Below are 24,390 nucleotides of genomic sequence, written 5' to 3' on the forward strand. Positions count from 1 at the left end.
GTGACAAGTCTGTATTTGTTAAAATTCGTTCTTCCACGCACGTAAAGCGGTAAATACTGATAAAGGATCAGTTTGCTCAGTACGATTAGACACTGATTTCACTACACTTGGCTCGGTATAGCGCAAGAAGGGGTTAACAAACTTCTCTTGTCTCAAATTTGTGGGGATGGTCGACTTATTTTGGGCACGCAGTCGGTTCACTTGGTCGCGATATTGCTGCAAATGTTGGTTATCAGGCTCAACCGCTAATGCGAAAGCGATATTGGCTGCAGTGTATTCATGTGCACAATACACTTCGGTTTCTTGAGGCAGCGCTGTGATCTTATTCAGCGCATCGAACATCTGTTGTGGTGTGCCTTCCATGATTCGGCCACAGCCTGCTGAGAACAAGACATCACCACAAAATAGTTTGGCATCACCCACATAGCCAATATGACCAGCAGTGTGTCCGCTTAGTCCTAACACGAGGAAGACTTCACCAAACAGTTCTAACTGGTCACCATCATCAACCGGATGCGTTAATGTCGGGATAGGTTCATTTCGAGGGCCAACAACATCGACGCCGGGAAATTGTCTTACCAGCTCTGGAACGCCACCAATGTGATCGTGGTGGTGGTGTGTAATCAAGATTGCATCTAAAGTTAGCTCATGGTTCGCTAAGTACTCTAATACTGGAGCCGCATCACCAGGGTCGACGACAGCACAACGGCGATCGCTATTTTCAATCAGCCAGATGTAATTGTCGTTAAATGCAGGTATGCTTTTGATATGTAACATTATTGGTTCTCCAGTCACTTTCAGTGCGACAGAATAAGTGAGACAGATTATTGATGAAGCCAGCACGTAGCAGAAAGAAGTTTGAACATCCCTACACTTGGGCACAGTTGCACAATGGGGACTGGTTGAGAGAATCTATTCAAACTCGACTCGATGAGTGGTGCCCAAAGCTATTTGGTTACCATATGCTCAAGCTCGGCGGCCTCAGTAGTGAGATTTCTAGCTGCACATGCAACATTCAACATCAAGTAAACCTAGATATCCAGAACCCATTACATAATGTGATAGCAGATGGCTATAATTTGCCCTTTTTGGAGAAAAGCTTTGATGTTGTGGTGCTCAGTCATCAATTAGATTATAGCAATGACCCGCATCGATTATTGAGAGAAGTCGACCGAGTGATGATGGACGATGGCTATATCATCATTACTGGCTTCAACCCTTTCAGTGTGACGGGGCTCGCCAGTTTGATGCCTTGGCGAAAGAACAGCTTGCCTTGGAGTGGGCGCATGTACACGCCAAATCGAATTAAAGACTGGCTCGGTGTGCTTAATTATGAAGTGATTCATTGTGATACCTACGCGTTGTTTCCGATGAGTAAGTATCAAGCGATGTGGACGTGGTTGGAGAACGCTTTAGGTGGCTGTGCCTCTTTTGCTGGCAGCCAATACTTTATTGTTGCTCGCAAGCGTACTTACCCGCTCAAACCTATCAAGCCGCATTGGCACCTTAAGCGACGCTTCTCGCCTGTTGGAGCGAGTTTTAGAACCAACACGCGCCGTACAATGGATTCAGCTAAAGCTTCATATCCGTTAAAAACAGAAAAAGCCGACTAGTTGTCGGCTTTTCATCTATTAGTTCTGTTAAGAAACTATCCAATAGTTTAAGGCGTTATCAATTAGTTCCAGGAACAATAAATCGTTTTCTGAAATGTACGTCTAACTTCAAAAGGTGATTAGCTTGGTTGATAGCCCGTATCTTCTTGAGTCGGATTTTCCGCTGCGTTTCTTGCTAAATCATCACACATCTCGTTTTCTCTGTGTCCTGCGTGTCCTTTTACCCAGCGCCAATCCACGCTATGGCGAGCGGTTTCTTTATCGAGCCTTTGCCACAGATCGGCATTTTTAACCGGTTTCTTATCGGCTGTTTTCCAGTCACGCTTTTTCCAGTTGTGAATCCACTGTGTGATGCCTTGACGCACGTATTGGCTATCTGTAGTCAGAATCACAGAGCAAGGTTCTTTGAGGGCTTGGAGAGCAACGACAGCGGCGAGCATTTCCATACGGTTATTGGTTGTTAGCGTGAAGCCTTCTGCTAGCGTCTTCTCGACTTTTTTGTAGCGAAGTACGATGCCATAGCCGCCGGGACCTGGGTTGCCTAAACAAGAACCATCAGTGAAAATTTCAACTTGTTTCGTCATGATTTGATACTATTACCTCAAGCACATTATCGGCATAGTCTGACACAGTTATCCTTATGAATACCAGTAGCACTCCAGAACAAAGCACGAACGAAAAAAACAGTTCGAACGAAAATAAGCGCATTGTTGTACTCGATACCGAAACCACCGGTATGAATACAGAAGGTGGTCCTCACTATATGGGGCACCGCATCGTTGAAATTGGTGCAGTAGAGATCATCAACCGTAGGTTGACCGGGCGTCACTTTCACGTCTACATCAAGCCTGATCGTGCGATTCAAGAAGAGGCGATTGGCGTTCACGGTATTACCGATGAATTCTTGATTGATAAGCCTGAGTACCAAGACATACATAAAGAGTTTCTCGACTTTATCAAAGGTGCTGAGCTGGTGGCTCATAACGCGCCCTTCGATACGGGCTTTATGGACTATGAGTTTGAGAAGCTTAATCCAGCGATAGGTAAAACGGATGACTACTGTAAAGTTACCGATACCTTGGCGATGGCGAAGAAGATATTCCCAGGTAAAAGAAACAACCTAGATATCTTATGTGACCGTTATGGTATTGATAACTCGCACCGTACTCTTCACGGCGCATTGCTCGATGCGGAGATCCTAGCCGACGTCTACTTATTGATGACGGGTGGTCAAACTTCGCTGCAATTTAACGCTGGTCAACAGGAAGGCGAAGCGGAAAGCATACGAAGAGTAGAAAGTGGTCGAAAATCCCTAAAGGTTTTACGAGCTACGGCCGATGAAGTAGAAGCGCATCAAAGTCGTTTAGATCTCGTCGAGAAAAGCGGAAGCTGCCTCTGGCGTCAGTAGGGAGAAAGTATGTTAAGGGTATTGGCTACCGGTTGCTTATTGCTGTTAAGCTTTGGCTTACATGCAGCCACAGAATCCGTAATGAGTTTATTGGACAACCGTTTTCGAGTTGATCCCAGTATTGAACAAGTCACCTTTGTGATTTATCGAGCCGATAACTCTAAATCTGTCGTTTTGGTTCGCCCGGATGGCAAGAAATACTACTCTTGGCGCAATGCTGATAATGTCCGTTGGTACGAAGAATCGTCCATGGACATTATCTCTATCGACAACCCGATGCCCGGCCCTTGGCAAGCAATAGGTAATGTCTCACCTAAGAACAATATCAAGCTCCTATCTCACCTAGTTTTAGATGCTAATGAGTTTCCCGACAAGTTGTATCAGACAGAACGCATCAAATTTACCGCTCGACTGACTTCTGATGGTAAGCCGCTTGTGCTACGCGATTTTCTCGATCGCGTGAAGCTTAAAGTCACCTTTACTAAGTTTGTTGAAAACGAAGAGTCTTTAGTAAGAGAAGCGCGCCCGGTGCCTGTTGTGATGGGCGAGTTTGCCGATGATGGCGCTGATCTTGATGAAAAAGCCGGAGATGGTGTGTTCACTGTCTCTTTACCAATTGATATCGAGCCTGGTAAATACAGAGCGCGTATTACTTCTGGCAATGGCGTTTTCCTGCGAGCGCAAGAGCAAGAAGTCTTGGTTTACCCAACACCAATTACTACCACCTTCATTCAGTCACGAAAAGAGGGCTTACCTCATACTATTGTGGTGTCTGGTGAGCAGGGGATGATCGCACCGAGCTCGTTAGCGGTTCATGTTGAGCAAAAGGCTCCTGATGAGTATGTGATGTACAAGCAGGGGCAAGCTGAAGTTGACGCAATGAAAGTCGCTTTAGAGGTGCCTTACAATGGCGATTTAGGGATATATAATTGGTCAGGGATGGTTTATGCCACTGATACTTCAAGTCAGCGCCCACTGACCTTTCCAATTACCGAGCAGTCGTACAGCGTTGTTGAAGATATCGACTTAGCAGAGTCACGACGTCTTCAAGAAGAAGCACTTGCTGAACAGAAGCGTATCGCAACAGAGTTGATGATCCTTCAAAAACGTGAAGATGACCGACAACGAAGTATGATCATTATTGCGGTGGGTAATGTGGTCGCGATTCTATTGGGTTTACTGATTTGGTTTGTGATTCGTAAAGTGACAGCCAAGAAAAGAGCGCTACCTGAGATGCAGCTCAAGGCACCAAAGTAATTCATTCGCGTCATTGAGCTATTCGGAGATTAAAAACATTCGTGCACATAATAGTGCTGAGAATAAAAAAAACGGGACTCATAGGAGTCCCGTTTTTGTTCTAGTCCAGAGCCTAGGCGACGTTATCAATCGATTGTTCTGGGTACTGAGACTTTGCTGCAAGCTCCTCTGGTGAGAAGTCATCCACGTTAATCGTGTACAGTCTATGTTCCTCTGCGCTAATCAGAAGGTTCGCTTCTTCTTGCGTTAAGATACCTTTTTCAAGTCCTAATTGAGCAACAAGATCAAGTCGTAAGAAGGCACGTTTTTGATGTGTCTCTTTGCAGACTTTGTCGAACAGAGGTTCAGCTTGAAGAATCACTTCTAGCGCTTTTTCAATCTTACCTACTGGGTTGTATTCCGTTGCTTCCAGGTATTGGCCGCGACCGATACGAGAGCGTGTTTCACTTGGTGTTTGTAGAATGTGCGCGACTTTGCTATCCAGTTTGTCGTTTGGTGCACGACGGATACGGCCAAATGGCATTAGCACAACACGAAGTAGACGACCAATCACAGGGTTAGGGAAGTTCGCTAAGAACTCATCAATCGCCACTTCAGTCTGACGTAAGCTATCTTGCATACCCCAATGTACTAACGGCAGATCTTCACCGTGGCTGCCTTCGCTTTCAAAGCGTTTCAGCGTTGCTGATCCGAGGTAAAGTTGACTCAGGATATCCCCCAGTCTTGCTGATAAACGTTCTCTACGCTTAAGTGAGCCACCTAGAACTGCCATTGAGATATCAGACAGTAGCGCTAGGTTTGCACTGTAGCGGTTTAGCTGTTGGTAGTAACGTTGTGTCTGTTTATCTGTTTTATTTGAAGGTGTTGGCGCATCTGAACCACGACCATCGGTTAAACCAAACCACAAGCTGCGGACTAGATTACTCATAGTAAAGCTAACGTGTCCTGCTAACGCTGAATCGAACTTATCAAGCGCATCACTACTTTCAGAATAAGCCGCTTCCATTTCATTAAGAACATAAGGGTGGCAACGAATCGCCCCTTGACCATAGATGATCATTGAACGAGTTAGGATGTTTGCGCCTTCAACCGTAATCGCGATAGGCGAACCTTGGTAACCACGAGCTAGGAAGTTCGAGGGGCCCAAACAAATGCCTTTACCGCCGACGATATCCATCGCATCAATGATGCTGCGTTGGCCACGGTGAGTACAGTGGTACTTAACGATTGCAGAGATAACTGAAGGCTTTTCGCCAAGGTCGATACCTGCAACGGTTAGGTTACTCGCAGCGTCCATTACATAAGCGTTACCTGCAAGGCGTGCAAGTGGCTCTTCAACCCCTTCCATGCGACCAATCGGTTGTTTGAACTGACGACGGATACGAGCGTAAGCACCCGTTGCCAACGCTGCTGATTTAATACCACCTGTTGAGTTTGAAGGCAGTGTGATACCACGACCAACCGACAGACACTCAACCAGCATGCGCCAGCCTTGGCCTGCCATTTTCTGGCCACCAATGATGAAATCGATAGGCACGAAGATATCGTCGCCTTGCGTTGGACCGTTCTGGAAAGGTACGTTTAGCGGGAAGTGGCGGTTGCCAATTTCTACGCCTTTTAAATCTGTTGGGATAAGCGCACAAGTGATGCCTAGATCTTTTTGATCACCAAGCAGACCATCAGGGTCACGCAGTTTAAAGGCCAAGCCTAATACCGTCGCGACAGGTGCTAGGGTGATGTAACGCTTGTTCCAAGTTAGGCGCATGCCCAATACTTCTTCGCCTTGCCATTCGCCTTTGCATACAACACCGTAATCTGGGATTGAACCTGCATCTGAACCGGCTTCTGGACTGGTTAGGGCAAAACAAGGGATCTCTTTACCTTCCGCTAGGCGCGGCAGGTAGTGGTTTCTTTGTTCTTCAGTACCGTAGTGTTGTAATAGCTCACCAGGGCCTAATGAGTTAGGTACGCCAACCGTTGATGACAATACGCTAGAAACGCCGGTTAGCTTCTGAAGAACCAAAGATTGAGCGTAAGCCGAGAATTCTAAACCGCCGTATTTTTTCTTGATGATCATGGCGAAGAATTTATGGTCTTTCAGGTATTGCCATACTTCTGGTGGCAAATCAGCAAGCTCATGTGTCACTTGGTAATCGTTGACCATTTCACACACGGTATTCACTGGACCATCTAAAAACGCTTGCTCGGCTTCAGAGAGTTTCGGGTCAGCAATGTTCTGAAGCTTCTTCCATTCAGGTTTGCCTTTGAACAGCTCTGCTTCCCACCATACAGTGCCAGCTTCTAGTGCTTCTTTTTCTGTCTGAGACATCGCCGGAAGAACTTTCTTAAATAAAGAGAGCGCTTTTTGGCTGATTAGGGTCTGACGAATGGTCGGTACAGCAAAGATCGCAACGGCTAACAAGTAACAAAGCCAGCCAGTGACTGCCACGCCGCCAAACATTGTTAATGCTACCATTGCGCCGGTTAATACAACTAACGCACGTACCAGACTAACTCTATGGTAAAGACAGACGCCTAAGATGGCTGTCATGCCGAGTAGGGAGAGCAATATGTTCATGATCGATTTCCTTTTCAGAGATCACTTATTGTTATTAAGTTTTAGGTAAGAGGTCTAACCAGTCAAGTGTAAACAGAATATTAAATATTTGTAAAACTCCAAAGTGAATAAAAAGTGATCTCAATAGAGCTAAAGTTCTAATTGTGAGAGGTTGGTGGCGAATATTTGGACGGATTTACAGTGAGACCCTAATTAAGGTGGCAATCTTTGGGCTTAAGTGTCGACACTATTTCATGTTTGTGGGTAAACTCAGATATAAAGAGGGGAAAACCCTCAGCTCTCATTTCACGTACTTTAAGTTGCGTAAAAAAATATAAGAGATAAGCCTTATGTACCAAGACCTAATCAAAAGTGAATTGAACGAAGCTGCTGACGTTCTGAATAAGTTCCTGAGTGATGACCATAACATCGCTCAAATTGAAGCGGCGGCAAAACTGATTGCTGATTCATTCAAGCAAGAGGGCAAAGTGCTTTCTTGTGGCAACGGTGGTTCACACTGTGATGCAATGCACTTCGCGGAAGAGCTTACTGGCCGATACCGTGAAAACCGCCCAGGTTACGCTGGCATTGCGATTTCAGACCCAAGCCACCTGTCTTGCGTGAGTAATGATTTTGGCTACGACCACGTATTTTCGCGTTATGTAGAAGCGGTAGGTCGTAAAGGTGATGTGTTGTTCGGTCTGTCGACTTCAGGTAACTCGGCCAATATTTTAAAAGCGATTGAAACCGCTCAAGCTAAAGGCATGAAGACGATTGCATTGACGGGTAAAGATGGCGGTAAAATGGCTGGTTGTGCTGATATCGAAATCCGAGTGCCACATTTTGGTTACGCAGACCGTATCCAAGAGATTCACATTAAGATCATTCATATTGTGATTCAGCTTGTCGAAAAAGAGATGGAATAATAATTTTACAGATATTTAGAGCCTAGGTTTGTGGCTCTATTGGTTTTAATAGGGAGTAGATTAAACCATGTGTGAATTGCTCGGTATGAGCGCGAATGTGCCAACTGATATTTGTTTTAGCTTTACTGGTCTTATGCAGCGTGGAGGCAATACTGGCCCGCATCGCGATGGCTGGGGTATTACCTTCTATGAAGGAAAGGGTTTTCGTACATTTAAAGATCCTAACCCTAGCTGTGAATCTAAGATCGCTGAGTTGGTTCAAAACTATCCAATTAAAAGCCAAGCCGTTGTCAGTCATATCCGTCAAGCGAACCGTGGTGGTGTTAATCTAGAAAATACACACCCTTTTACCCGTGAGCTGTGGGGCCGATACTGGACCTTTGCTCATAATGGTCAGTTAACAGATTACGACGATCTGGTTAGTGGTCGTTTCAGACCGGTTGGTGAGACAGACAGTGAGCTCTCTTTCTGTTGGCTCCTCAAACAACTCGAAGAGCGTTTTCCGGAACCACCTCAAGATATGGAAGGCATGTTTCGCTTTGTGGCTGAGTGTTGTGACCAGCTAAGAGAGAAAGGCGTTTTTAACATGTTACTCAGTGATGGTGAGTATGTGATGACATACTGTACTAACCATTTGTACTGGATAACAAGACGTGCGCCTTTTGGCAATGCGAGTCTGATTGATGAAGATGTTGAGATCAACTTTCAAGAAGAGACCACGCCTAATGATGTGGTAACGGTGGTGGCAACTCAGCCTCTAACTGACAATGAAGAGTGGTTTAGAATGAAGCCGGGCGAATATGCACTGTTTCATTTTGGTGAGCTGATTGGTAACAACCATCAAGCGTTGGAAGATGTTGCTTATGCGCCGAAAAAGGTCGCGAGCCAAGCACCGACAGAGCCATTAAGTTAATGCTATAAATCATATTGCTTTAACCAGAACATTGAAAGGCCGCTTACTGCACTAATAAGTCAGTAAGCGGCCTTTTTGTTTTCTATTTGAGTGATTGTCGGTTTGTTTAGCGGATCACTCTGATATTACTCTTCTGCGTAACCGTGTTTGCCCAATGCCTTACCGTCTAAGACAGCCTGCCCATTTAGCATTGATAAACGATCTTCCGCGAACCATTTGCAGACCATAGGGTAAATGCAGTGTTCTTGAGTAAGCACTCGGCTTGCCAGCATATCAGCATCATCATCTTCAAATACTGGAACCTTAGCCTGTAAGATCACAGGGCCACCATCAAGTTCTTCGGTAACAAAGTGGACGCTAGTACCGTGTTCTTTGTCTTGCGCATCAATAGCACGCTGGTGGGTGTGTAGACCTGGATATTTAGGTAACAGGGAAGGGTGGATGTTGACCATTTTACCCGCATAGTGACGAACAAACTCTGAACTTAGGATACGCATGTATCCTGCTAGTACGATTAAATCGGGTTGGTAGGCATCGATCTGAATCATCAATTCATGGTCAAACTTTTCACGTGAACCAAAGTCTTTTGGATTCACTGAATGTGCGTCAACACCTGCGGCTTTCGCTCGTTCTAATCCAAAAGCCTCTGTTTTGTTCGAGAAGACCGCCTTAACTGAAGCATCAATCATATTGCTATCACAGGCATCCAAAATTGCCTGTAAATTACTTCCGCTTCCTGAAACTAACACAACGATGTTTTTCTTAGAGTGACTGGTTTTATTTGAGTGATTGTTTTTCATAGAGTGGGTCATACGATTGATTAACTGGAGTTTATACCAATCACAGTAAGTAAGTGCTCATAAATAGCGCAGGAAAAAGGCTTGAGAACAAGGCAGAGATTTTAGATAAGTAGTTATCCTACAATCAAAATTTCTAACGACGTGATCGAGCGTTTTAACAAGCTAGGATGACCAGTTACTTACTACGATTGGTATCTATATTACCTACATAAACTAAGGTTTTCTGCGGGCTAAATAGCAAAATGAGGACCATTAGGTCCTCATTGATTAACTAAGTAAGTGCGCGTATCACTTATTTGATTTCAACTTGCTCTTCGCCAGCTTCAGCGTTTGCGATCTCACCGATAACCCAAGCGTTTTCGCCTTCAGTTTTCAGTAGTTCAACAGCAGCGTCTGCTTGATCTTTAGGTAGAGCAACAACTAGGCCTACACCACAGTTGAAAGTGCGGTACATTTCAAATGTCTCCACGTTACCTTTCTCTTGTAGCCAGTTGAAGATAGCAGGCCATTCCCAGCTCTTGCCATCAATGACTGCTTTAGTACCTTCAGGAAGTACGCGTGGGATGTTTTCCCAGAAACCACCACCTGTGATGTGCGAGATAGCATGAATGTCATGCTCTGCAATCATCTTAAGTGCCGATTTGATGTAAATCTTAGTGGGTTCTAGTAGGTGCTCACCGATAGTGCGACCTTCTAGTTCTTCACTCTTATCAGCACCAGAAACTTCTAGAACTTTACGAATTAAAGAGTAACCGTTTGAGTGTGGACCACTTGAGCCAACAGCGATAAGTGCGTCACCTGCTGCTACTTTAGTACCGTCGATGATGTCAGCTTTCTCTACAACACCAACACAGAAGCCAGCTACGTCGTAGTCGTCGCCTTCGTACATGCCTGGCATTTCAGCCGTTTCACCGCCGATTAGTGCACAACCAGCTTGAACACAACCTTCAGCGATACCAGAAACAACGTCTGCTGCTGTATCTACATCTAGCTTACCTGTTGCGTAGTAGTCTAGGAAGAATAGCGGCTCACCACCTTGAACGATTAGGTCGTTCACACACATTGCCACTAGATCGATACCAATGGTGTCGTGTTTTTTCAGATCCAAAGCAAGGCGAAGTTTAGTACCAACACCATCAGTACCTGAAACAAGTACTGGCTCTTTGTATTTCGTTGGAAGTTCACATAGGGCGCCAAAGCCACCAATACCGCCCATTACTTCAGGGCGACGAGTGCGTTTAACAGCACCTTTAATACGGTCTACTAGTGCATTACCTGCGTCGATATCAACACCAGCGTCTTTGTAGCTTAGAGAAGAAGTATTACCACTCACGGGATAGTCCTCGAACTTAAGTTGGATGTGAAAACGGCGCTATTCTAACAGGGCTTGATTACCAAGAGCAAACGTTTGCGCGGTTTTTTTTATTAGAATAAAGATTCTGAAATAACCACAAAGTTCGTGTATAATCTACAGGTTTGTTTAAATATTGCCGGAGTTGGAAATGAAAGTTGTTGAAGTGAAACACCCGCTAGTAAAACATAAAATTGGCCTGATGCGTGAAGGTGAGATTAGCACTAAGCGTTTTCGTGAGCTAGCGACAGAAGTGGGTAGCCTTCTAACATACGAAGCGACATCAGACTTTGAAACTGAGCGCGTAACGATTAACGGTTGGAACGGTCCAGTTGAAGTTGACCAAATTAAAGGTAAAAAAGTAACTGTAGTGCCAATCCTACGTGCTGGTCTAGGCATGATGGACGGCGTTCTTGAGCACATCCCAAGTGCACGTATCAGTGTTGTTGGTATCTACCGTGACGAAGAAACGCTTGAGCCAGTACCATACTTCAACAAGCTTGCATCTAACATCGACGAGCGTATTGCTCTAGTCGTAGATCCAATGCTTGCGACAGGTGGTTCTATGATCGCGACTATCGACCTGATGAAAGAGAAAGGTTGTAAGCACTTTAAGATTCTTGTGCTTGTTGCTGCTCCTGAAGGTATCGCTGCTCTAGAAAAAGCGCACCCAGACGTTGAGCTTTACACTGCTGCAATCGATGAGAAGCTAAATGACAAGGGCTACATTGTTCCTGGTCTTGGCGATGCTGGTGATAAGATCTTCGGTACTAAGTAATTCGGTTTCAGCTTAAGTGACTCTAAACCGTTTCTTAACTCGCTGAATTAGCCGTATTAATAAAAAGGGAGAGCATTCAATGCTCTCCCTTTTTTGATCTTGTTGGTTTGTGATTCTTTTGAATCTACGGTTACCTATTCATTAATCGATTTGAGCTTTATCTACCACAGTGTTGTCACCTAGCTCATCTGGAAGTACTAAGTTAAGTAGAATCGCGACGATACCGCATAAGCTTACGCCTTGTAGGCTAAAGTCGCCGATGCCAAATGCCATGCCGCCAATACCGAAGACTAACGTAATGCCCACAATCACAAGGTTACGTGATTTGTGTAGATCGACTTTGTTCTGAATTAGAGTATTCAAGCCTACGGTTGCGATAGAACCAAATAGTAGAATCATGATGCCGCCCATCACAGGAACCGGAATTGTTTGGAGTAGTGCGCCTAGCTTGCCAACCAATGCAAGAACAATGGCTGTTACCGCAGCCCAAGTCATGATCACCGGGTTGAATGCTTTAGTCAGCATTACCGCGCCTGTTACTTCACTATAGGTTGTGTTTGGTGGAGCGCCCAGCATCGATGCAGCAATCGTTGCCACGCCGTCGCCTGTGATTGTGCGGTGCAGGCCTGGCTTCTTAAGGTAGTCTTTACCCGTCACGTTGGAAATCGCAAGCATGTCACCTACGTGCTCAACGGCTGGTGCAATCGCGACAAACACCATGAAGAAGATAGCGTTGATGTTGAATTCAGGCATAGTGAAGTTTGGCAGTGCCAACCACGACGCTTGTGCAACAGGTGCGAAGTCGACTGCGCCATAAACCAGGCTTGTTATGTATCCCGCAACAATACCACCGAAGATTGGTAGTAGCTTAAGGAAGCCTTTAGAGAACACACTGATGACAATTGTCACTAACAGTGAAATCGAAGAGATCCACAGTGCTGCGTCTGCATCAACAAGTTGAACTGCGCCATCACCTGTTTTACCTAGCGCCATGTTTACCGCCACAGGCGCAAGGCCTAGACCGATAACCATGATTACAGGGCCAACGACCACAGGTGGAAGTAACTTGTGGATGAAGGCTACGCCACGTACTTTAATCAACGCACCCATTAATACATACACAACACCTGCCGCCATAAGACCGCCCATGGTTGCACCTACACCCCAAGTTTGAATACCAAACATGATAGGCGCGATGAATGCAAAAGAAGACGCTAAGAAGATTGGCACTGAACGGCGTGTAATAAGTTGGAATAAAAGGGTACCGATACCTGCGCCAAAGAGTGCAACGTTAGGATCGAGTCCAGTCAGTAGCGGCACGAGTACAAGCGCACCAAAAGCTACGAACAGCATTTGTGCACCTTGCAGAGCATTCTTCATGTTATGTCCTTAAAAATGGTCGTTATATGAAAAGTGAAAAATAAAATTCGCAGGATTCTATCACTTAGCAATCGATTGCCGCACCAAATAGATCAAATTTATTTATCTTAGTGATGTTTTATATTTATCAAGGCTCGGAAATTCAGCCTATAAGTGAGCGATTTATCATGGCCAGGTGATATTTTGTGGTTATTAAACAGAGTGGGTGTTATCGACCTTGCCCCTCAATCCATAGTTGCTTATCATCTAGGCACAAGATTTGAATATTAGGATCAGTATGCGCTATATAGCATTGTTGTTGATGGGACTATTAGCCTCTCCGAGTTACGCCTTAACTCAAGTAGATATCTTTAGTGCTGAAGTTGCGATTAACGCTGAAGACAAACAGCCAGAACAAGTGGCAAGAAATACAGGTATGGAGCAGGTATTGATACGTGCGACTGGCCAAACTGATGTCGCTTCGAATGAGACAATTCAAAAGGCGATGCGCAAGAGTGCGCAGTACATGTCTCAAATGAGTTTTGGCGAAAGCAACGATCAATCAACATTGCGCATGCGTTTTAACGGTGCTCAAATCCGCTCTCTGTTGACTCAAGCGCAGTTACCGTACTGGCCTGACACGCGCTCAAACATCCTTGTTTGGCTGGTGGAAGAGGACAACTACGATAAGAACATCGTGTGGGAACACTCTAACTCACAGTTGGCCGCTGGCTTACAAGCGAACGCAAAAGAGCGAGGTTTGCCTTTGACGCTGCCTGTTGGTGATTTTGACGATATTACAGGTATTGCGACTTCTGATTTGTGGGGCAGCTTTGTTACGCCAATCAGTAAAGCAAGTCAGCGTTACCCTGTTGATGCTGTGTTGGTGATAAAGGCTCAATCTTCAGGTCTACGTTGGACTCTATACGATCAAAAGCCAAGTCAATTGACGAGCACACCAAAATCGCCAGTGAGTGGTTCGGTCTCGGGCAACAGCGCAACAACTTCCAAGAAGTTAGTTGACCAAATCAGCAACTACTATGCAGGCAAAAGTGCTGTGACGGTAGCAAGTGAGTCATCAGAATCGATTTTGACGCAGTTTATTAGCTTGAATAATGCTCAAGACTTCTTCCAGTTGGAGAACGCACTTAAGCGTCTAAACTCGGTTGCAAGCCTAGATATTCTGAAGATTCAGAACAATGAAGTGACTTTCCGAATTCACTTATTGTCGACTCAACAAGAGTTTGAGCAAGAAGTGGAAAGCATTCGCCAAGTTGCGAAGGTTGAAGAATCTTACATTGAACCTGAAGTGAGCCCTGAATTTGAAACTCAAGACAACACCATGTCTGTTGGTGATGATTTAACAGGTGCTGCTGAAGTAGCTGGTGACGAAGCTGACTCAGGCGTACAAGTGAGTAAGGGCAACGAGGTATCTGTGGATGCTGAGCTAACCAACACGTCTGACGCAACGTTAGAGGAATCTAACACAGAAGATCTAACCATTACTGCGCCAGTACATGCTAAGCCAAGCTTAGTCTACGAGTGGGTTCGTTAATAATTATTAGCTGACATAAGTGATTGAAATAAAAGTACAAAAAGCCCTGCAAGAGGTTTCTCGCAGGGCTTTTTTTTGTAAGCGGTCAGTTTGAAAGCATCAAATCAATATTATCGCTCGAACTTAGCTTTCTCTTTCTTTTCTACTTCAGAAAGGCGCTTAAGTTTGATGCCTAATTCTTTGGCACGAAAGCGAGTAAATAAGATATTGCCCGCGAACCCTAGAGTAGTCAGAAGCAGTTCAACCGCAGCTAGTAAGCGCTCACCACCGTCTACATACAAGATAGTTAATGCGTGTAGGAAGTAGAGCATTAAGACGAAATTAGCCCAAGCATGCGTATAAGGCTTACCTGCTAAAATCCCCGGTAATGGCAGTAACAGTGGTATAGCCCAAGCAATCGCAAGCGTTACATTACTCAGGTGAGGGTGCGGCGAAAGTGTCATCTGCCAAGCCACCACCCAGAATAAAAGCGACAAGTTACCCGCTAAAGCAAGGTAGCGAAATAACTTGGTTTTGGGAGACATAGCCTTCTCTGGCATATACATCATTGAGAAATTCCCTTCTGGTTTAGTGCGATACGTGCAAGGCGTTTGCCTAGATTTTGCGCCAACTCAACCTCTTCTTTGCTCAATGAAGCGCTCTCTCCAGTACTGCTTGCACCATAAGGCGTACCACCAGTTTGAGTGGTGTGCAGCGCAGGTTCTGAGTAGGGGATGCCCACGATTAACATGCCGTGATGCAGCAGGGGTAACATCATGCTTTGTTGTGTCGTTTCTTGACCACCATGCAGTGATGAAGAAGAAGTAAATACACAAGCTGGCTTATCGATAAGATCGCCATTGATCCACAGTGATGTCGTGCTATCCCAAAAGTGCTTCATCGGCCCGGCCATATTGCCAAACCAAACTGGGCTGCCTAGCGCCAAACCATCACAAGATCGAAGTTCTTGTAACGAGGCGATAGGATCTGTTGGTTGATGACGCGAATCGGGCTGCTCTTCTACCGTGTACACGTCGTTCACTGTTCTCAGCATAGCTTCACACTCAGGGATGGACTCCACCCCTCGTGCAATCTGTCTTGCTAAAGCTTGTGTGTTGCCGTGGCGACTGTAATAAAGAACAAGAATGTTAATGCTCATATTGGATTACAGAATCTCTAGCACTTGCTCTGGTGGGCGACCAATTTTTGCTTTGTTGTTCGCAACAACCACAGGGCGTTCAAACAGTTTTGGGTTTGTTGCCATTGCTGAAAATAGATCTTCATCAGTAACCGAAGCATCACCAAGGTTTGCTTCTTTGTAATCCGCTTCTTTGGTGCGCATCATGTCGCGAACACTCTCAAACCCAAGCTGAGTGAACAGTACTTTCAGCTGTTCAACCGTCAAAGGATTTTCTAGGTATTTGATTACCTCTGGCTGTACGCCGTTTTCCTGAAGCACTTCTAGAGTTTGACGGCTCTTTGAGCAGCGTGGATTATGATAAATCACGACAGACATGGTTCTTCCTCATTATTATTTTTTGATTTAATTGTTTAGCTGAAGCCACCAGAGGTGACTTCTTTTTTTCGTAACGTTGAGCTTTTTTTATACTGGCAACGAGCGTTACCAGTAACATATTATTGTAGCGACAAGAAGCGTTCTCTCTGAATCATGAGTTGATCAATTCGTGCGTCGTAGCGTGCTTGTTTTAGGCTACCAAGCTCAGCGATTTGACTTGCTTGCGTGTAGTACTGAATCGCTTTGTTCCAGTTGGCTTGTAGTGCCAAAATTTCTGCACGAGCAGCTAGTTCTTCGTCGCTATTACCAAGGCTCGTATTTACTTTTGAAAGTAGGTGCCAGCCATTGGTGTCGTTCGGATTATCGTGCGTGTAACGTTGCAATACGCGAACGGCTTCTTGTAGATCTTCATTTTCAATCAGGGCATTGGCGTAGTTAATGGTCAGAACCGGGTTGTTTGGCTGGCGAACCAGTGCCGATTTAAGTTCTTTAATCGCAATCTCAGGCTGCTTCCTCTCGATGTGTAGGTCCGAAATAGCGTCTAGATAAAACAGGTTGGTTGGGTCGCTGTTAATCAGCTTGTTCAGAATTGGCTCTGCTTTGTCTAATTTTTTAGAATCTAGGTAAACCAGTGCTTGGCCATATTCTAATGACGGAACCATAGCTTTAGGGGCTTTCTTCAACTTACGCTCAAACCAGTCAAGAGCTGCATCATTATTAATGCCAGCATAGCGCGCGACAATACGGGCTCTTGCTAGATGGTAATCCAGTGATGGAGCCAGCTTCAGAGGCGGATAGCTGCGAGCACGTGCGCGTGAATCTGTGATTCGGTCTTCTGGTAATGGGTGAGTCAATAACATTGGTGGTGGTGTGCTTGCATAGCGGTATTCATCAGCCAAACGGCCAAAGAAACGTGGCATAGCATTCACATCGAATCCTGCTTTTGCAAGCGTGTTGATACCAAAACGGTCAGCTTCTTTTTCATTGCTACGCGTGTAGTTGATTTGGCTTTGCATGTTGCCCGCAGTAGTCGCAGTTAGGGCTGCGATCCCCGCTTCTGGTGCAGCAATTGCCAGTAATACAGAAGCAGCAAGTGCTGCGATGGTTACAGGAGAGCGGCGAGCTTGATCTTCCATACTACGTGCCAAGTGACGCTGAGTAACGTGCGCGATTTCGTGCGCTAATACAGAAGCCAGCTCACTTTCAGACTGTGCATGCAGGAATAGACCTGAGTGCAAAGCAACATAACCACCAAAGAAAGCAAAGGCGTTAATGTTGCGGTCACGGATCATAAAGAACTGAAAAGGTGTCTTTACATCATTCGCGTTTGCGACAAGGCGGTGGCCAAGCGTATCAATATACTGATTTAGAACAGGGTCGTTTACGATAGGTTGGCTGCTTCTGATGATACGCATGTAGGCATCACCATAGATAAGTTCTTGATCGATAGTGAGCGTGCCGCCAGCAGCGGTGCCGATGTCCGGTAAATCCAAGCTATTGGTGTTCGCCAACGTTGGGGTGCTTAATGTGGCTGCGATGCATAAGCAAGCAATTGAACGAGCGCGTTTAAACATATTAGTCAGTAATACTCCGTTTCTTCTGACAGTAGGACAAGGGCAATGCAAATTGGTTCTTTATCTAATTTAACCTTTGTTAAGTGCGTGCGCTATCCTGAAGGAAGATGAATCAATGATGGCACGTTTTTAAAAACAGATTACAATACGCCCCTTATAATAAGCATCGAGCCCAAGAATGACACCTAATATTCTAGATTTACGCCAAGAGCGCTGCCCAATGGCGTTATTATTAGCCAAGCGTCACAGTGTAAAGTTAGAAGTAGGCCAATCTTTGTCAATTTATGTATCAGATAACAGTTCGATGAAAGATATTGTTACTTTTTTGTCTAAGCAAGCTTATGTTGTCATGACAGAGGTTTGTTCTAATTACCATCATCTCCTCGTCACTAAAAAGGAATCGCAGTCAGATGCTTGAAATGGTCAGTCGTTGGTATAAACGACGTTTCTCTGATCCACACGCTGTCAGTTTGGTTGCCATCATTCTATTCGGCTTTATTACCATCTATTTCTTTGGTCACTTGATCGCACCGTTATTGGTTGCGATTGTGTTGGCTTACTTGCTTGAGTGGCCTGTGACTCAACTTCAACGATTGGGTGTTCCAAGAACGCCGTCGGTGATGTTGGTGATCTTAATGTTCTTTAGCGTGATGCTATTGGCGATATTTGGTTTGGTGCCAACCATTTGGGAGCAAGTAGGCAACCTAATCAATGATATTCCAAGTATGTATGGCGGCTTACAGAAGTTCATTGCGACGATACCTGAACGCTATCCTGAGCTAGCAAACTTACAAATTGTTGAATCTATTGTGTCTAACGCGAAAAATAAAGCTCTAGGCTTTGGTGAAAGTGTGGTGAAGGGCTCTTTAGCTTCTCTCGTTAGCTTGGCTACGCTTGCAGTTTACTTGATTCTAGTACCGCTGCTGATCTTCTTCTTACTAAAAGATAAAGAAGAGATGATTAGCATGGCGAGTGGTGTTCTTCCTCGAAACCGTCGTTTGGCGACCAAAGTATGGGTTGAGATGAACCAGCAAATATCGAATTACATTCGCGGTAAGGTCTTAGAGATTTTAATCGTTGGTGGTGTCAGCTATGTAACTTTCGCGATTCTGGATCTGCGTTATTCAGTATTGTTGGCTGTAGCGGTTGGCTTCTCGGTATTGATTCCTTATATCGGTGCGGCAGCTGTGACTGTTCCGGTGGCGATTGTTGGTCTGTTCCAGTGGGGATTAGAACCTCAGTTTTACTGGTTGCTTCTCGCTTACGGTATTATTCAAGCGCTAGATGGCAACGTGCTCGTTCCGGTTCTTTTCTCTGAAGCGGTGAACCTGCACCCTGTGGCTATTATTGTTGCTGTGTTAGTGTTTGGTGGACTGTGGGGATTCTGGGGGGTGTTCTTTGCTATCCCGTTGGCAACGCTAGTTAAGGCGGTTTGGAATGCCTTACCGAGTCACGCATTAGACGATGACCCTGAACATCAAAAGTAATTGAACTTGTTATAGAAAAAGGCCGAACATTCATGATGTTCGGCCTTTTTTCGCTTAGCTTAATGAGTGTTGCTCTTGGCTTAGAGAGTGATGAATCTAAGGCATTAACTCACTCAAATCGCCTTTAAGCTTCTTGATTGAAGTAATCTAGAACCACTTCGTGGTGAGTCTTAGTCTTGAACTTGTTGAAGACGTGCTCAATCTGACCTTCTTCGTCAATTAGAAAGCTAATGCGGTGCAGGCCATCGTAAACCTTGCCCATGGGAACACACCCTTGGAAATATTCTGAGACCTAAATTTTGACGTTTTCTAACAAAATATATCTTTAACAGTGGGTTAGGTGAATAAATTCTCTTTTCAAACCCTAATTATAGCAGTTGTCATAATTTTTTGTAAATCGGGCTTTCTTTGAGGCTTTGCCAAGCGGAAATTTGTCATAAAAAATTTAGGGAGGGATTGTTATTACGACAGAATCGCTTGGTGATAACAACTCATACACTTATCCCAAAATCACTTTGGGACAAGAGCTACTTAGTGCTACTACCCTAAAGCGTTTCCGCCCCAAACTTTGTTATCGAGTGGTTTACTGCGTTTTGCTGGTAACTCATAATGCTATACATGAGCTGAAAAGACAGGGTTATGTAAAGTGAGGATGAATGAAGAATACAACCCCACAATCTATCGTCCCTAATTTGGATAAGTGGCCTGTTGGCCCGCATGAGCGCCTAATAAATGGGTATTGGGAGTTGGGTATGATGAGATTTCATACTTTCACCAATGACTGTGGAGAAGACCTCCAGAATACATACAATCGCATCAACAATGGATTAGGGGTTCAAACGATCTACATCGACCTTCTCTCACTTGCAGTGAAGATTACAGAAACAAGTCGCAAATCATGGATATCATCCGAAGTGACAAGCCAACGTGGATCTGGTTTATCAATTGCGAGGCGCTTCTAAATGGTTTTCTGGCTATCTGGCTACGATCAATCCTCACCACATACAATGCAGACCATATTCGAGTTACTTTTGTGCTCGATAATCAAGAGCAGTTCAGCAGTATCTTCCAGTGTTATTCCGTGCCACTATATCAATCGACTATGGCTCTCGATCTTCAGAAGAGCTAGCTCAGAATTGTCCAGAGACGTGCTTGACCTCTACGGTGATAGCACTCATTGGGACAAGAGCGCCTTAGTGCTACGACTCTAAAACGTTTGTGCCCCAAAGTGTGTTTCAGCGTCGAAGTGAGTTTCAGGCAATCTTCGATTTTTGATATACAAAAAGTAATGAATGGCAAAAAGCAAGACCTGCCCCTGTTGTTGCTCGTAACGCAAAGACTACGTATAAGGTAGCCACTCCCTTCCTTGATTTATTACTTGATGCTTTCGTGCAGCTCATGAGGTTGTAGCCAGTCCCTATGGGGGAAACTAGGATTCGGGGACGAATAGAACTGCTGAGAGGTATGCTCTCCATTTTGTTTTAGACTGATTAATTTTCATACAGCTATTGAAATGCGATTATATAGACCACATATTGCATAGTGTTGTCTATGAAGATAACTTAGTTCGAGGGTTCGTTCTGTAGCGTTGCATCTGGTTAAATCAATATGTGGAGAAAGTATGGCTAAAAATATTCGTGGTAATCAAGACGGTAAGAATGGTGAAAACCAAAGCTACACAGTACATGGAAGAGGTGAAGTTTCACGCCCTAAGATGGTACGTGAAGTTAAGCAAGGTAAGCACGAGAACCACAGCATCTACACCCGTGAAGGTGTAGAGTACGTTCGTGCAAAGCCTGACTTAAGTAAAGGTAATAACGTAGATAAGTAATAGTGTTAATATTGGCAAGGAGGCCAATCAATCATTATCACTATTAGGTGTAATCGACATTTTAAAAATATTGAACATTACTGAGATAACTTCAACAATGGCTGAGACTGATATCACGATTGTTGATAACTCTGCTGCTGTATAGAACTGTCCTCTTGTAGGAAGTAGTTCATGAGCAGGGTATTGAAATATAGGTATCCCAACAACCCTAAAGTACGGCAACAAAAGGGAGAGTACTAGACACCATACTAGCACTATTACGTCTGACTTTAGGTTATCCATGAAGACACAAAAAGCAGCAAAGTTCTTTGATATTGCTGGTATTTTATCTTTCATTGTACTTAGTATGCCGAATATTACAGATATACCTGCTGTAATCCCTCCAAGAATTGCACCAATGATCCCTGATGTAGAGCCTTCAATTAGCTCGTATGCATCTTTATTATCAGTAGATACAGTTAAGCAGAGAGCAAATATCACAAGTAATATAGCAAGCTGTTTAATCTTCATCGTTATTATCTTTATATGTATATTTAGGTCTTAAATGACTGAGTAGATGGGCTAGGTCATGGCTATCATAACCAATGAACTGAGCCTCAGTTAGTTCACCTTCTATGACGGTAATCTTTGCTGATTTATTACTGGATACATTTGTTGAGCTGCTCTTTGCTGAACGCTTGCCCCACATCTTCCAACTGCCACCGCCTTTCTTAATCCAACGAACAGCATTTCCAACCCAGCCATCACTAGACAACTTAAGCTTACCGTCAGTGTTCTCAAGGACAGTTTTCATTTTATTAGCGTTGGTCTGTTCAGATACATTATTCAAAGCTTTCTTCATTGATTTCTCAGTATCTCCGAACAGGTTCGGTGGTATTAATTCAAGCTCAATACGTTCAACAAATTCAAAGTTATCATATTCAGACCAGAACTCATTCACACCATCGTCTAGGATTGGCTCTATCTCTGCTCTTAATCCAACTTCGGCAAGTTCTATATTATTAGTGATTTTCTGAAATGCTTTTGCTGCAACCATCGCACTACTAAATACACTTGTCTTTCGTTCAACCAAGATAACTTGTTCTGATAAGTCCCAGAACCATACTAAAGGTGGGAAGTCATCAACATCATACTCATTGAACTCAGCATCGTGACCGTGCAGTTTCTTTGCTTTAGAAACCATCCCTCCCATCACCCCTTTATTATCAGGCTTGACGAGCACCTTTAGTGAGTACTTGGCATCACTAGATGCTAGGTTGGCGTTCTGTGGGTGAGTTGCTGCGTGTAATAGAGCCCTTTCAAATGACCGTACATCTTTGCATTTATTTTCTCTTTTAAATAATTCAGGGTCTTGAGGAGCAAGTGAAACCCTAAGCGTATACATCTGCATTATAAAATCTCGGAAACTATCCACACAAGGATGGTTATTATAGTGCAGCCTGTACGGCTATAGATACAACCTGTCGAGTTAATAGTAATGAAAATAGTGAGTTAGTGATGTTGGTCATGTATAGAAAGCCAGTCGTCTGGCTATCAGAAGCTAGTCGTTACTCTTAAGATGCTTAATAGTACTACGAGGGGCAGGTCTTGCCTTTTGCTAATGTGGGCTGCCATACCCGAGCTAATCCATGGTTAGCTAAATTAGCAATTTAACTAACACACTACTGTCCAGCGGCTTCATAGAGCTGAAATTCTACATGTGGCACTTTTCTCTCAAAGTGCCTGCTAGCTAAGACCTGCCCCAAAGTTTGTTTCGCTTCTAAATACGTTCCAGATCGGCAGCTAATTTTGACATACTAAAAGTAATGCGTGGCAAAACGCAAGATGTGACCCTATTGTCTTCCTTTTATTTTAATAACCTTAAAAAATACAATGGCATAATACCTCCGAATTATTCTGTTAAACTACACCTGAAATTTTTAATCAGGAGTGATAATGCCTCAATCAGCATTCGTAAATTTACCCCCGCTACTATTTCTAGTGATTTCTGCACTACTAGCTGTAGTGCTTTTTATCTTTATTGCTCGACTTAAATCTACAAAACGAGAACTGGAAGATTCCAAACAGGAAACCAAAAAGGCTTCTCAAGCACTTGCTGACTATGAGATGCAATATTCTGGCATCATCAACTTGGATAAAGAGATTGAGGTTCGAGATCAAGCTTCCAAATTGCGCCAAGACGAAGCCAATGCAGTTTTTCTTGAGGTCACAAATGATATTGAGCAACTCAAGTCGAGTTACAAAGAAAAGAAAGGCATATATGACTCACTCATCCATAAAATAGGCATTTATGACGATGACGTTGAGTTGCTAGAGCTAGGCTTCTACGAACCACACTTTGACTTTGACACTGCGGAGCAATTTAAAGAGAAAGTCCGCGAGTGCAAAGAGCGTCAAAAAGACCTTCTTCGCCTGAAGGATACCTCTGGAGCGATTTACTGCACCACTGAGTGGACGGTAGGTAACTCAAAAGTCGAAGGTAAGAAGATGACTGACCGAGGCATTAGGCTCACAGCTCGCGCATTCAACAACGAATGTGAAGCAGCCATCGCCAACTGTACATGGAAAAATGTCGTCAAGATGGAAGCGCGAATTAATAAAGCCTTTGAAGCAATTAATAAGCTGAATGAGTCCAACACGATTGTCATTTCAAATAAGTATTTGCAATTGAAAATTGAGGAACTTCGCCTGACTCACGAGCACAAAGAGAAGAAACAAACAGAGAAAGAAGAACAGGCTGAAATTAAGGCTCAAATGCGTGAAGAAGCGAAGATTGAAGCTGAGATCAAGAAAGCGGAACAAGAAGCCATCAAAGAAGAAGCACGCTTTTCTAAAGCTCTTGTGACCGCTAGAAAACAGCTCGAGTCAGCGAATGACGAAGCCCGTTGTAAACTGGAAGAACAGATCGCACAGCTACAGTCTGATCTTGAAGCCGCAGAGCAAAAGCATCAACGTGCACAGAGTATGGCAGAGCAAACCAAGCAAGGTCACGTTTATGTTATTAGTAATATTGGCTCGTTTGGAGAAAACGTTTATAAGATTGGTATGACCCGTCGACTCGAACCAATGGATCGGGTCAAGGAGTTGGGTGACGCTTCAGTACCATTCAGTTTTGATGTCCACGCCATGATTCACACCACTGACGCACCTTCTCTTGAGAAAGAGTTGCATCGCGTATTCGATAATGACCGTCTGAACATGGTGAATAGGCGTAAAGAGTTTTTCCAAGTGGATCTATCTGACATCAAGAAAGCTGTTAAAAACTTCGATATTGATGATGCTGAGTTCATCGAAACTGCTGTAGCACAGGACTTCAATGAAACTAAAGCAATGCGCAAGCAAGCTGAGTTGAAAGAAGCAATCGAGCTTGGTGCTATCACCGATTTAACTAAGACGAAGCAACCTGAATTTGCTGAGAGCATTTAAAGTGTACTAATTCAGACCTGATCTGACAGTTACCCATTTTTGACTCGGTGCCTGTCAGAT

General features: G+C 44.2%; 24 protein-coding genes and 1 pseudogene. 12 read left to right on the forward strand and 13 right to left on the reverse strand.

What is annotated here, in order from left to right:
- Positions 1 to 18: 18 nt before the first annotated feature.
- Positions 19 to 777 carry a hydroxyacylglutathione hydrolase gene (gloB, locus tag FTW16_RS18645; protein WP_146492105.1) on the reverse strand — a complete coding sequence of 253 codons (759 nt, stop codon included), beginning with the start codon at positions 775 to 777 and terminating at the stop codon, positions 19 to 21.
- A 53-nt stretch (positions 778 to 830) separates the two neighbouring features.
- Here gloB and FTW16_RS18650 point away from each other — a divergent pair, with 53 nt between their 5' ends.
- Positions 831 to 1,613 (forward strand): class I SAM-dependent methyltransferase, encoded by a 783-nt coding sequence (locus FTW16_RS18650; protein ID WP_146492106.1) that lies wholly within the window; start codon positions 831 to 833, stop codon positions 1,611 to 1,613.
- Between the two features lie 119 nt (positions 1,614 to 1,732).
- On the opposite strand, the gene rnhA is transcribed toward FTW16_RS18650, so the two are convergent.
- Positions 1,733 to 2,197 (reverse strand): ribonuclease HI, encoded by a 465-nt coding sequence (rnhA, locus tag FTW16_RS18655; RefSeq protein ID WP_017069372.1) that lies wholly within the window; start codon positions 2,195 to 2,197, stop codon positions 1,733 to 1,735.
- A 56-nt stretch (positions 2,198 to 2,253) separates the two neighbouring features.
- Here rnhA and dnaQ point away from each other — a divergent pair, with 56 nt between their 5' ends.
- Positions 2,254 to 3,021, forward strand: a complete 768-nt coding sequence (gene dnaQ, locus FTW16_RS18660) for a DNA polymerase III subunit epsilon (protein WP_017060722.1) — start codon at positions 2,254 to 2,256, stop codon at positions 3,019 to 3,021.
- 9 nt (positions 3,022 to 3,030) lie between these two features.
- The gene (locus FTW16_RS18665; RefSeq protein ID WP_146492107.1) at positions 3,031 to 4,278 is read left to right on the forward strand and encodes a TIGR03503 family protein; all 1,248 of its coding nucleotides are present in this window, start codon (positions 3,031 to 3,033) and stop codon (positions 4,276 to 4,278) included.
- A 112-nt stretch (positions 4,279 to 4,390) separates the two neighbouring features.
- Here FTW16_RS18665 and fadE read toward each other — a convergent pair whose 3' ends face one another.
- The gene (gene fadE / locus FTW16_RS18670; RefSeq protein WP_146492108.1) at positions 4,391 to 6,856 is read right to left on the reverse strand and encodes an acyl-CoA dehydrogenase FadE; all 2,466 of its coding nucleotides are present in this window, start codon (positions 6,854 to 6,856) and stop codon (positions 4,391 to 4,393) included.
- Between the two features lie 329 nt (positions 6,857 to 7,185).
- Between fadE and lpcA the strand changes: the two genes are divergently transcribed.
- A complete protein-coding gene (gene lpcA / locus FTW16_RS18680; RefSeq protein WP_146492109.1) occupies positions 7,186 to 7,761 on the forward strand; it encodes a D-sedoheptulose 7-phosphate isomerase in 576 nt (191 codons plus the stop codon).
- Between the two features lie 67 nt (positions 7,762 to 7,828).
- A complete protein-coding gene (locus FTW16_RS18685; protein WP_146492110.1) occupies positions 7,829 to 8,674 on the forward strand; it encodes a class II glutamine amidotransferase in 846 nt (281 codons plus the stop codon).
- Positions 8,675 to 8,799: 125 nt separating this feature from the next.
- On the opposite strand, the gene purN is transcribed toward FTW16_RS18685, so the two are convergent.
- Complete coding sequence (gene purN / locus FTW16_RS18690) at positions 8,800 to 9,474, reverse strand: phosphoribosylglycinamide formyltransferase (RefSeq protein ID WP_146492111.1); 675 nt, start codon at positions 9,472 to 9,474, stop codon at positions 8,800 to 8,802.
- A 292-nt stretch (positions 9,475 to 9,766) separates the two neighbouring features.
- Positions 9,767 to 10,807, reverse strand: coding sequence for a phosphoribosylformylglycinamidine cyclo-ligase (gene purM, locus FTW16_RS18695; protein ID WP_102464690.1), 1,041 nt, complete (start codon positions 10,805 to 10,807; stop codon positions 9,767 to 9,769).
- 169 nt (positions 10,808 to 10,976) lie between these two features.
- Between purM and upp the strand changes: the two genes are divergently transcribed.
- Positions 10,977 to 11,603, forward strand: coding sequence for a uracil phosphoribosyltransferase (gene upp, locus FTW16_RS18700; protein WP_017060716.1), 627 nt, complete (start codon positions 10,977 to 10,979; stop codon positions 11,601 to 11,603).
- 141 nt (positions 11,604 to 11,744) lie between these two features.
- Here the strand turns inward: upp and FTW16_RS18705 are convergent, their stop codons facing one another.
- Positions 11,745 to 12,983 carry a uracil-xanthine permease family protein gene (locus FTW16_RS18705; protein WP_146492112.1) on the reverse strand — a complete coding sequence of 413 codons (1,239 nt, stop codon included), beginning with the start codon at positions 12,981 to 12,983 and terminating at the stop codon, positions 11,745 to 11,747.
- A gap of 277 nt (positions 12,984 to 13,260) precedes the next feature.
- Between FTW16_RS18705 and FTW16_RS18710 the strand changes: the two genes are divergently transcribed.
- On the forward strand, positions 13,261 to 14,517 hold the full coding sequence (locus FTW16_RS18710; protein ID WP_146492113.1) for a DUF2066 domain-containing protein: 1,257 nt from the start codon (positions 13,261 to 13,263) through the stop codon (positions 14,515 to 14,517).
- A 110-nt stretch (positions 14,518 to 14,627) separates the two neighbouring features.
- Here the strand turns inward: FTW16_RS18710 and FTW16_RS18715 are convergent, their stop codons facing one another.
- The 4 genes from FTW16_RS18715 to FTW16_RS18730 form a co-directional block, all read right to left on the reverse strand.
- Positions 14,628 to 15,065, reverse strand: coding sequence for a DUF2069 domain-containing protein (locus tag FTW16_RS18715; RefSeq protein WP_146492114.1), 438 nt, complete (start codon positions 15,063 to 15,065; stop codon positions 14,628 to 14,630).
- Positions 15,062 to 15,655, reverse strand: a complete 594-nt coding sequence (gene wrbA, locus FTW16_RS18720; protein ID WP_146492115.1) for an NAD(P)H:quinone oxidoreductase — start codon at positions 15,653 to 15,655, stop codon at positions 15,062 to 15,064. Before wrbA ends, FTW16_RS18715 begins: the two co-directional genes overlap by 4 nt.
- Before the next feature lie 6 nt (positions 15,656 to 15,661).
- Positions 15,662 to 16,012: an arsenate reductase (glutaredoxin) gene (arsC, locus tag FTW16_RS18725; RefSeq protein WP_061018581.1), complete on the reverse strand. Its 351-nt coding sequence runs from the start codon at positions 16,010 to 16,012 to the stop codon at positions 15,662 to 15,664.
- A gap of 119 nt (positions 16,013 to 16,131) precedes the next feature.
- The gene (locus FTW16_RS18730) at positions 16,132 to 17,586 is read right to left on the reverse strand and encodes a tetratricopeptide repeat protein (protein WP_146492116.1); all 1,455 of its coding nucleotides are present in this window, start codon (positions 17,584 to 17,586) and stop codon (positions 16,132 to 16,134) included.
- A gap of 178 nt (positions 17,587 to 17,764) precedes the next feature.
- On the opposite strand from FTW16_RS18730, the gene FTW16_RS18735 reads away from it, so the two are divergent.
- Together FTW16_RS18735 and FTW16_RS18740 are read left to right on the forward strand one after the other, a co-directional pair.
- Entirely contained in the window at positions 17,765 to 18,004 is a 240-nt protein-coding gene (locus FTW16_RS18735; RefSeq protein WP_004738640.1) for a sulfurtransferase TusA family protein, read from the forward strand.
- Positions 17,997 to 19,073 (forward strand): AI-2E family transporter, encoded by a 1,077-nt coding sequence (locus FTW16_RS18740; protein ID WP_146492117.1) that lies wholly within the window; start codon positions 17,997 to 17,999, stop codon positions 19,071 to 19,073. The genes FTW16_RS18735 and FTW16_RS18740 overlap by 8 nt, the downstream gene beginning before the upstream one ends.
- 124 nt (positions 19,074 to 19,197) lie before the next feature.
- Here FTW16_RS18740 and FTW16_RS18745 read toward each other — a convergent pair.
- Positions 19,198 to 19,335: pseudogene (locus tag FTW16_RS18745) on the reverse strand (thioredoxin-dependent thiol peroxidase); the annotation flags it as partial.
- Positions 19,336 to 19,729: 394 nt separating this feature from the next.
- Between FTW16_RS18745 and FTW16_RS24850 the strand changes: the two are divergent.
- Together FTW16_RS24850 and FTW16_RS18755 are read left to right on the forward strand one after the other, a co-directional pair.
- Positions 19,730 to 20,035: a hypothetical protein gene (locus FTW16_RS24850; RefSeq protein ID WP_261383486.1), complete on the forward strand. Its 306-nt coding sequence runs from the start codon at positions 19,730 to 19,732 to the stop codon at positions 20,033 to 20,035.
- 659 nt (positions 20,036 to 20,694) lie between these two features.
- A complete protein-coding gene (locus tag FTW16_RS18755; protein WP_136977997.1) occupies positions 20,695 to 20,904 on the forward strand; it encodes a DUF3892 domain-containing protein in 210 nt (69 codons plus the stop codon).
- A gap of 27 nt (positions 20,905 to 20,931) precedes the next feature.
- On the opposite strand, the gene FTW16_RS18760 is transcribed toward FTW16_RS18755, so the two are convergent.
- Positions 20,932 to 21,414, reverse strand: a complete 483-nt coding sequence (locus FTW16_RS18760; protein ID WP_081276363.1) for a hypothetical protein — start codon at positions 21,412 to 21,414, stop codon at positions 20,932 to 20,934.
- Positions 21,404 to 22,294: a hypothetical protein gene (locus FTW16_RS18765; RefSeq protein ID WP_065113530.1), complete on the reverse strand. Its 891-nt coding sequence runs from the start codon at positions 22,292 to 22,294 to the stop codon at positions 21,404 to 21,406. Before FTW16_RS18765 ends, FTW16_RS18760 begins: the two co-directional genes overlap by 11 nt.
- 545 nt (positions 22,295 to 22,839) lie before the next feature.
- Between FTW16_RS18765 and FTW16_RS18770 the strand changes: the two genes are divergently transcribed.
- Positions 22,840 to 24,330, forward strand: a complete 1,491-nt coding sequence (locus tag FTW16_RS18770) for a DUF4041 domain-containing protein (protein WP_146492118.1) — start codon at positions 22,840 to 22,842, stop codon at positions 24,328 to 24,330.
- The last annotated feature ends 60 nt before the right edge of the window (positions 24,331 to 24,390 follow it).

Source organism: Vibrio sp. T20 (genome assembly GCF_007858795.1).
Taxonomy (GTDB): domain Bacteria; phylum Pseudomonadota; class Gammaproteobacteria; order Enterobacterales; family Vibrionaceae; genus Vibrio; species Vibrio satsumensis.

Coding starts and splice junctions, on each gene's coding strand:
- FTW16_RS18760 (WP_081276363.1), bottom strand. CDS start 21,414: ATGAAGATTAAACAGCTTGCTATATTACTTGTGATATTTGCTCTCTGC.
- FTW16_RS18740 (WP_146492117.1), top strand. CDS start 17,997: ATGCTTGAAATGGTCAGTCGTTGGTATAAACGACGTTTCTCTGATCCA.
- arsC (WP_061018581.1), bottom strand. CDS start 16,012: ATGTCTGTCGTGATTTATCATAATCCACGCTGCTCAAAGAGCCGTCAA.
- purN (WP_146492111.1), bottom strand. CDS start 9,474: ATGAAAAACAATCACTCAAATAAAACCAGTCACTCTAAGAAAAACATC.
- dnaQ (WP_017060722.1), top strand. CDS start 2,254: ATGAATACCAGTAGCACTCCAGAACAAAGCACGAACGAAAAAAACAGT.
- rnhA (WP_017069372.1), bottom strand. CDS start 2,197: ATGACGAAACAAGTTGAAATTTTCACTGATGGTTCTTGTTTAGGCAAC.
- FTW16_RS18735 (WP_004738640.1), top strand. CDS start 17,765: ATGACACCTAATATTCTAGATTTACGCCAAGAGCGCTGCCCAATGGCG.
- FTW16_RS18650 (WP_146492106.1), top strand. CDS start 831: ATGAAGCCAGCACGTAGCAGAAAGAAGTTTGAACATCCCTACACTTGG.
- gloB (WP_146492105.1), bottom strand. CDS start 777: ATGTTACATATCAAAAGCATACCTGCATTTAACGACAATTACATCTGG.
- lpcA (WP_146492109.1), top strand. CDS start 7,186: ATGTACCAAGACCTAATCAAAAGTGAATTGAACGAAGCTGCTGACGTT.
- FTW16_RS18685 (WP_146492110.1), top strand. CDS start 7,829: ATGTGTGAATTGCTCGGTATGAGCGCGAATGTGCCAACTGATATTTGT.
- upp (WP_017060716.1), top strand. CDS start 10,977: ATGAAAGTTGTTGAAGTGAAACACCCGCTAGTAAAACATAAAATTGGC.
- FTW16_RS24850 (WP_261383486.1), top strand. CDS start 19,730: ATGAAGAATACAACCCCACAATCTATCGTCCCTAATTTGGATAAGTGG.
- wrbA (WP_146492115.1), bottom strand. CDS start 15,655: ATGAGCATTAACATTCTTGTTCTTTATTACAGTCGCCACGGCAACACA.
- fadE (WP_146492108.1), bottom strand. CDS start 6,856: ATGAACATATTGCTCTCCCTACTCGGCATGACAGCCATCTTAGGCGTC.
- FTW16_RS18765 (WP_065113530.1), bottom strand. CDS start 22,294: ATGCAGATGTATACGCTTAGGGTTTCACTTGCTCCTCAAGACCCTGAA.
- FTW16_RS18730 (WP_146492116.1), bottom strand. CDS start 17,586: ATGTTTAAACGCGCTCGTTCAATTGCTTGCTTATGCATCGCAGCCACA.
- FTW16_RS18705 (WP_146492112.1), bottom strand. CDS start 12,983: ATGAAGAATGCTCTGCAAGGTGCACAAATGCTGTTCGTAGCTTTTGGT.
- FTW16_RS18665 (WP_146492107.1), top strand. CDS start 3,031: ATGTTAAGGGTATTGGCTACCGGTTGCTTATTGCTGTTAAGCTTTGGC.
- FTW16_RS18770 (WP_146492118.1), top strand. CDS start 22,840: ATGCCTCAATCAGCATTCGTAAATTTACCCCCGCTACTATTTCTAGTG.
- FTW16_RS18755 (WP_136977997.1), top strand. CDS start 20,695: ATGGCTAAAAATATTCGTGGTAATCAAGACGGTAAGAATGGTGAAAAC.
- FTW16_RS18715 (WP_146492114.1), bottom strand. CDS start 15,065: ATGATGTATATGCCAGAGAAGGCTATGTCTCCCAAAACCAAGTTATTT.
- FTW16_RS18710 (WP_146492113.1), top strand. CDS start 13,261: ATGCGCTATATAGCATTGTTGTTGATGGGACTATTAGCCTCTCCGAGT.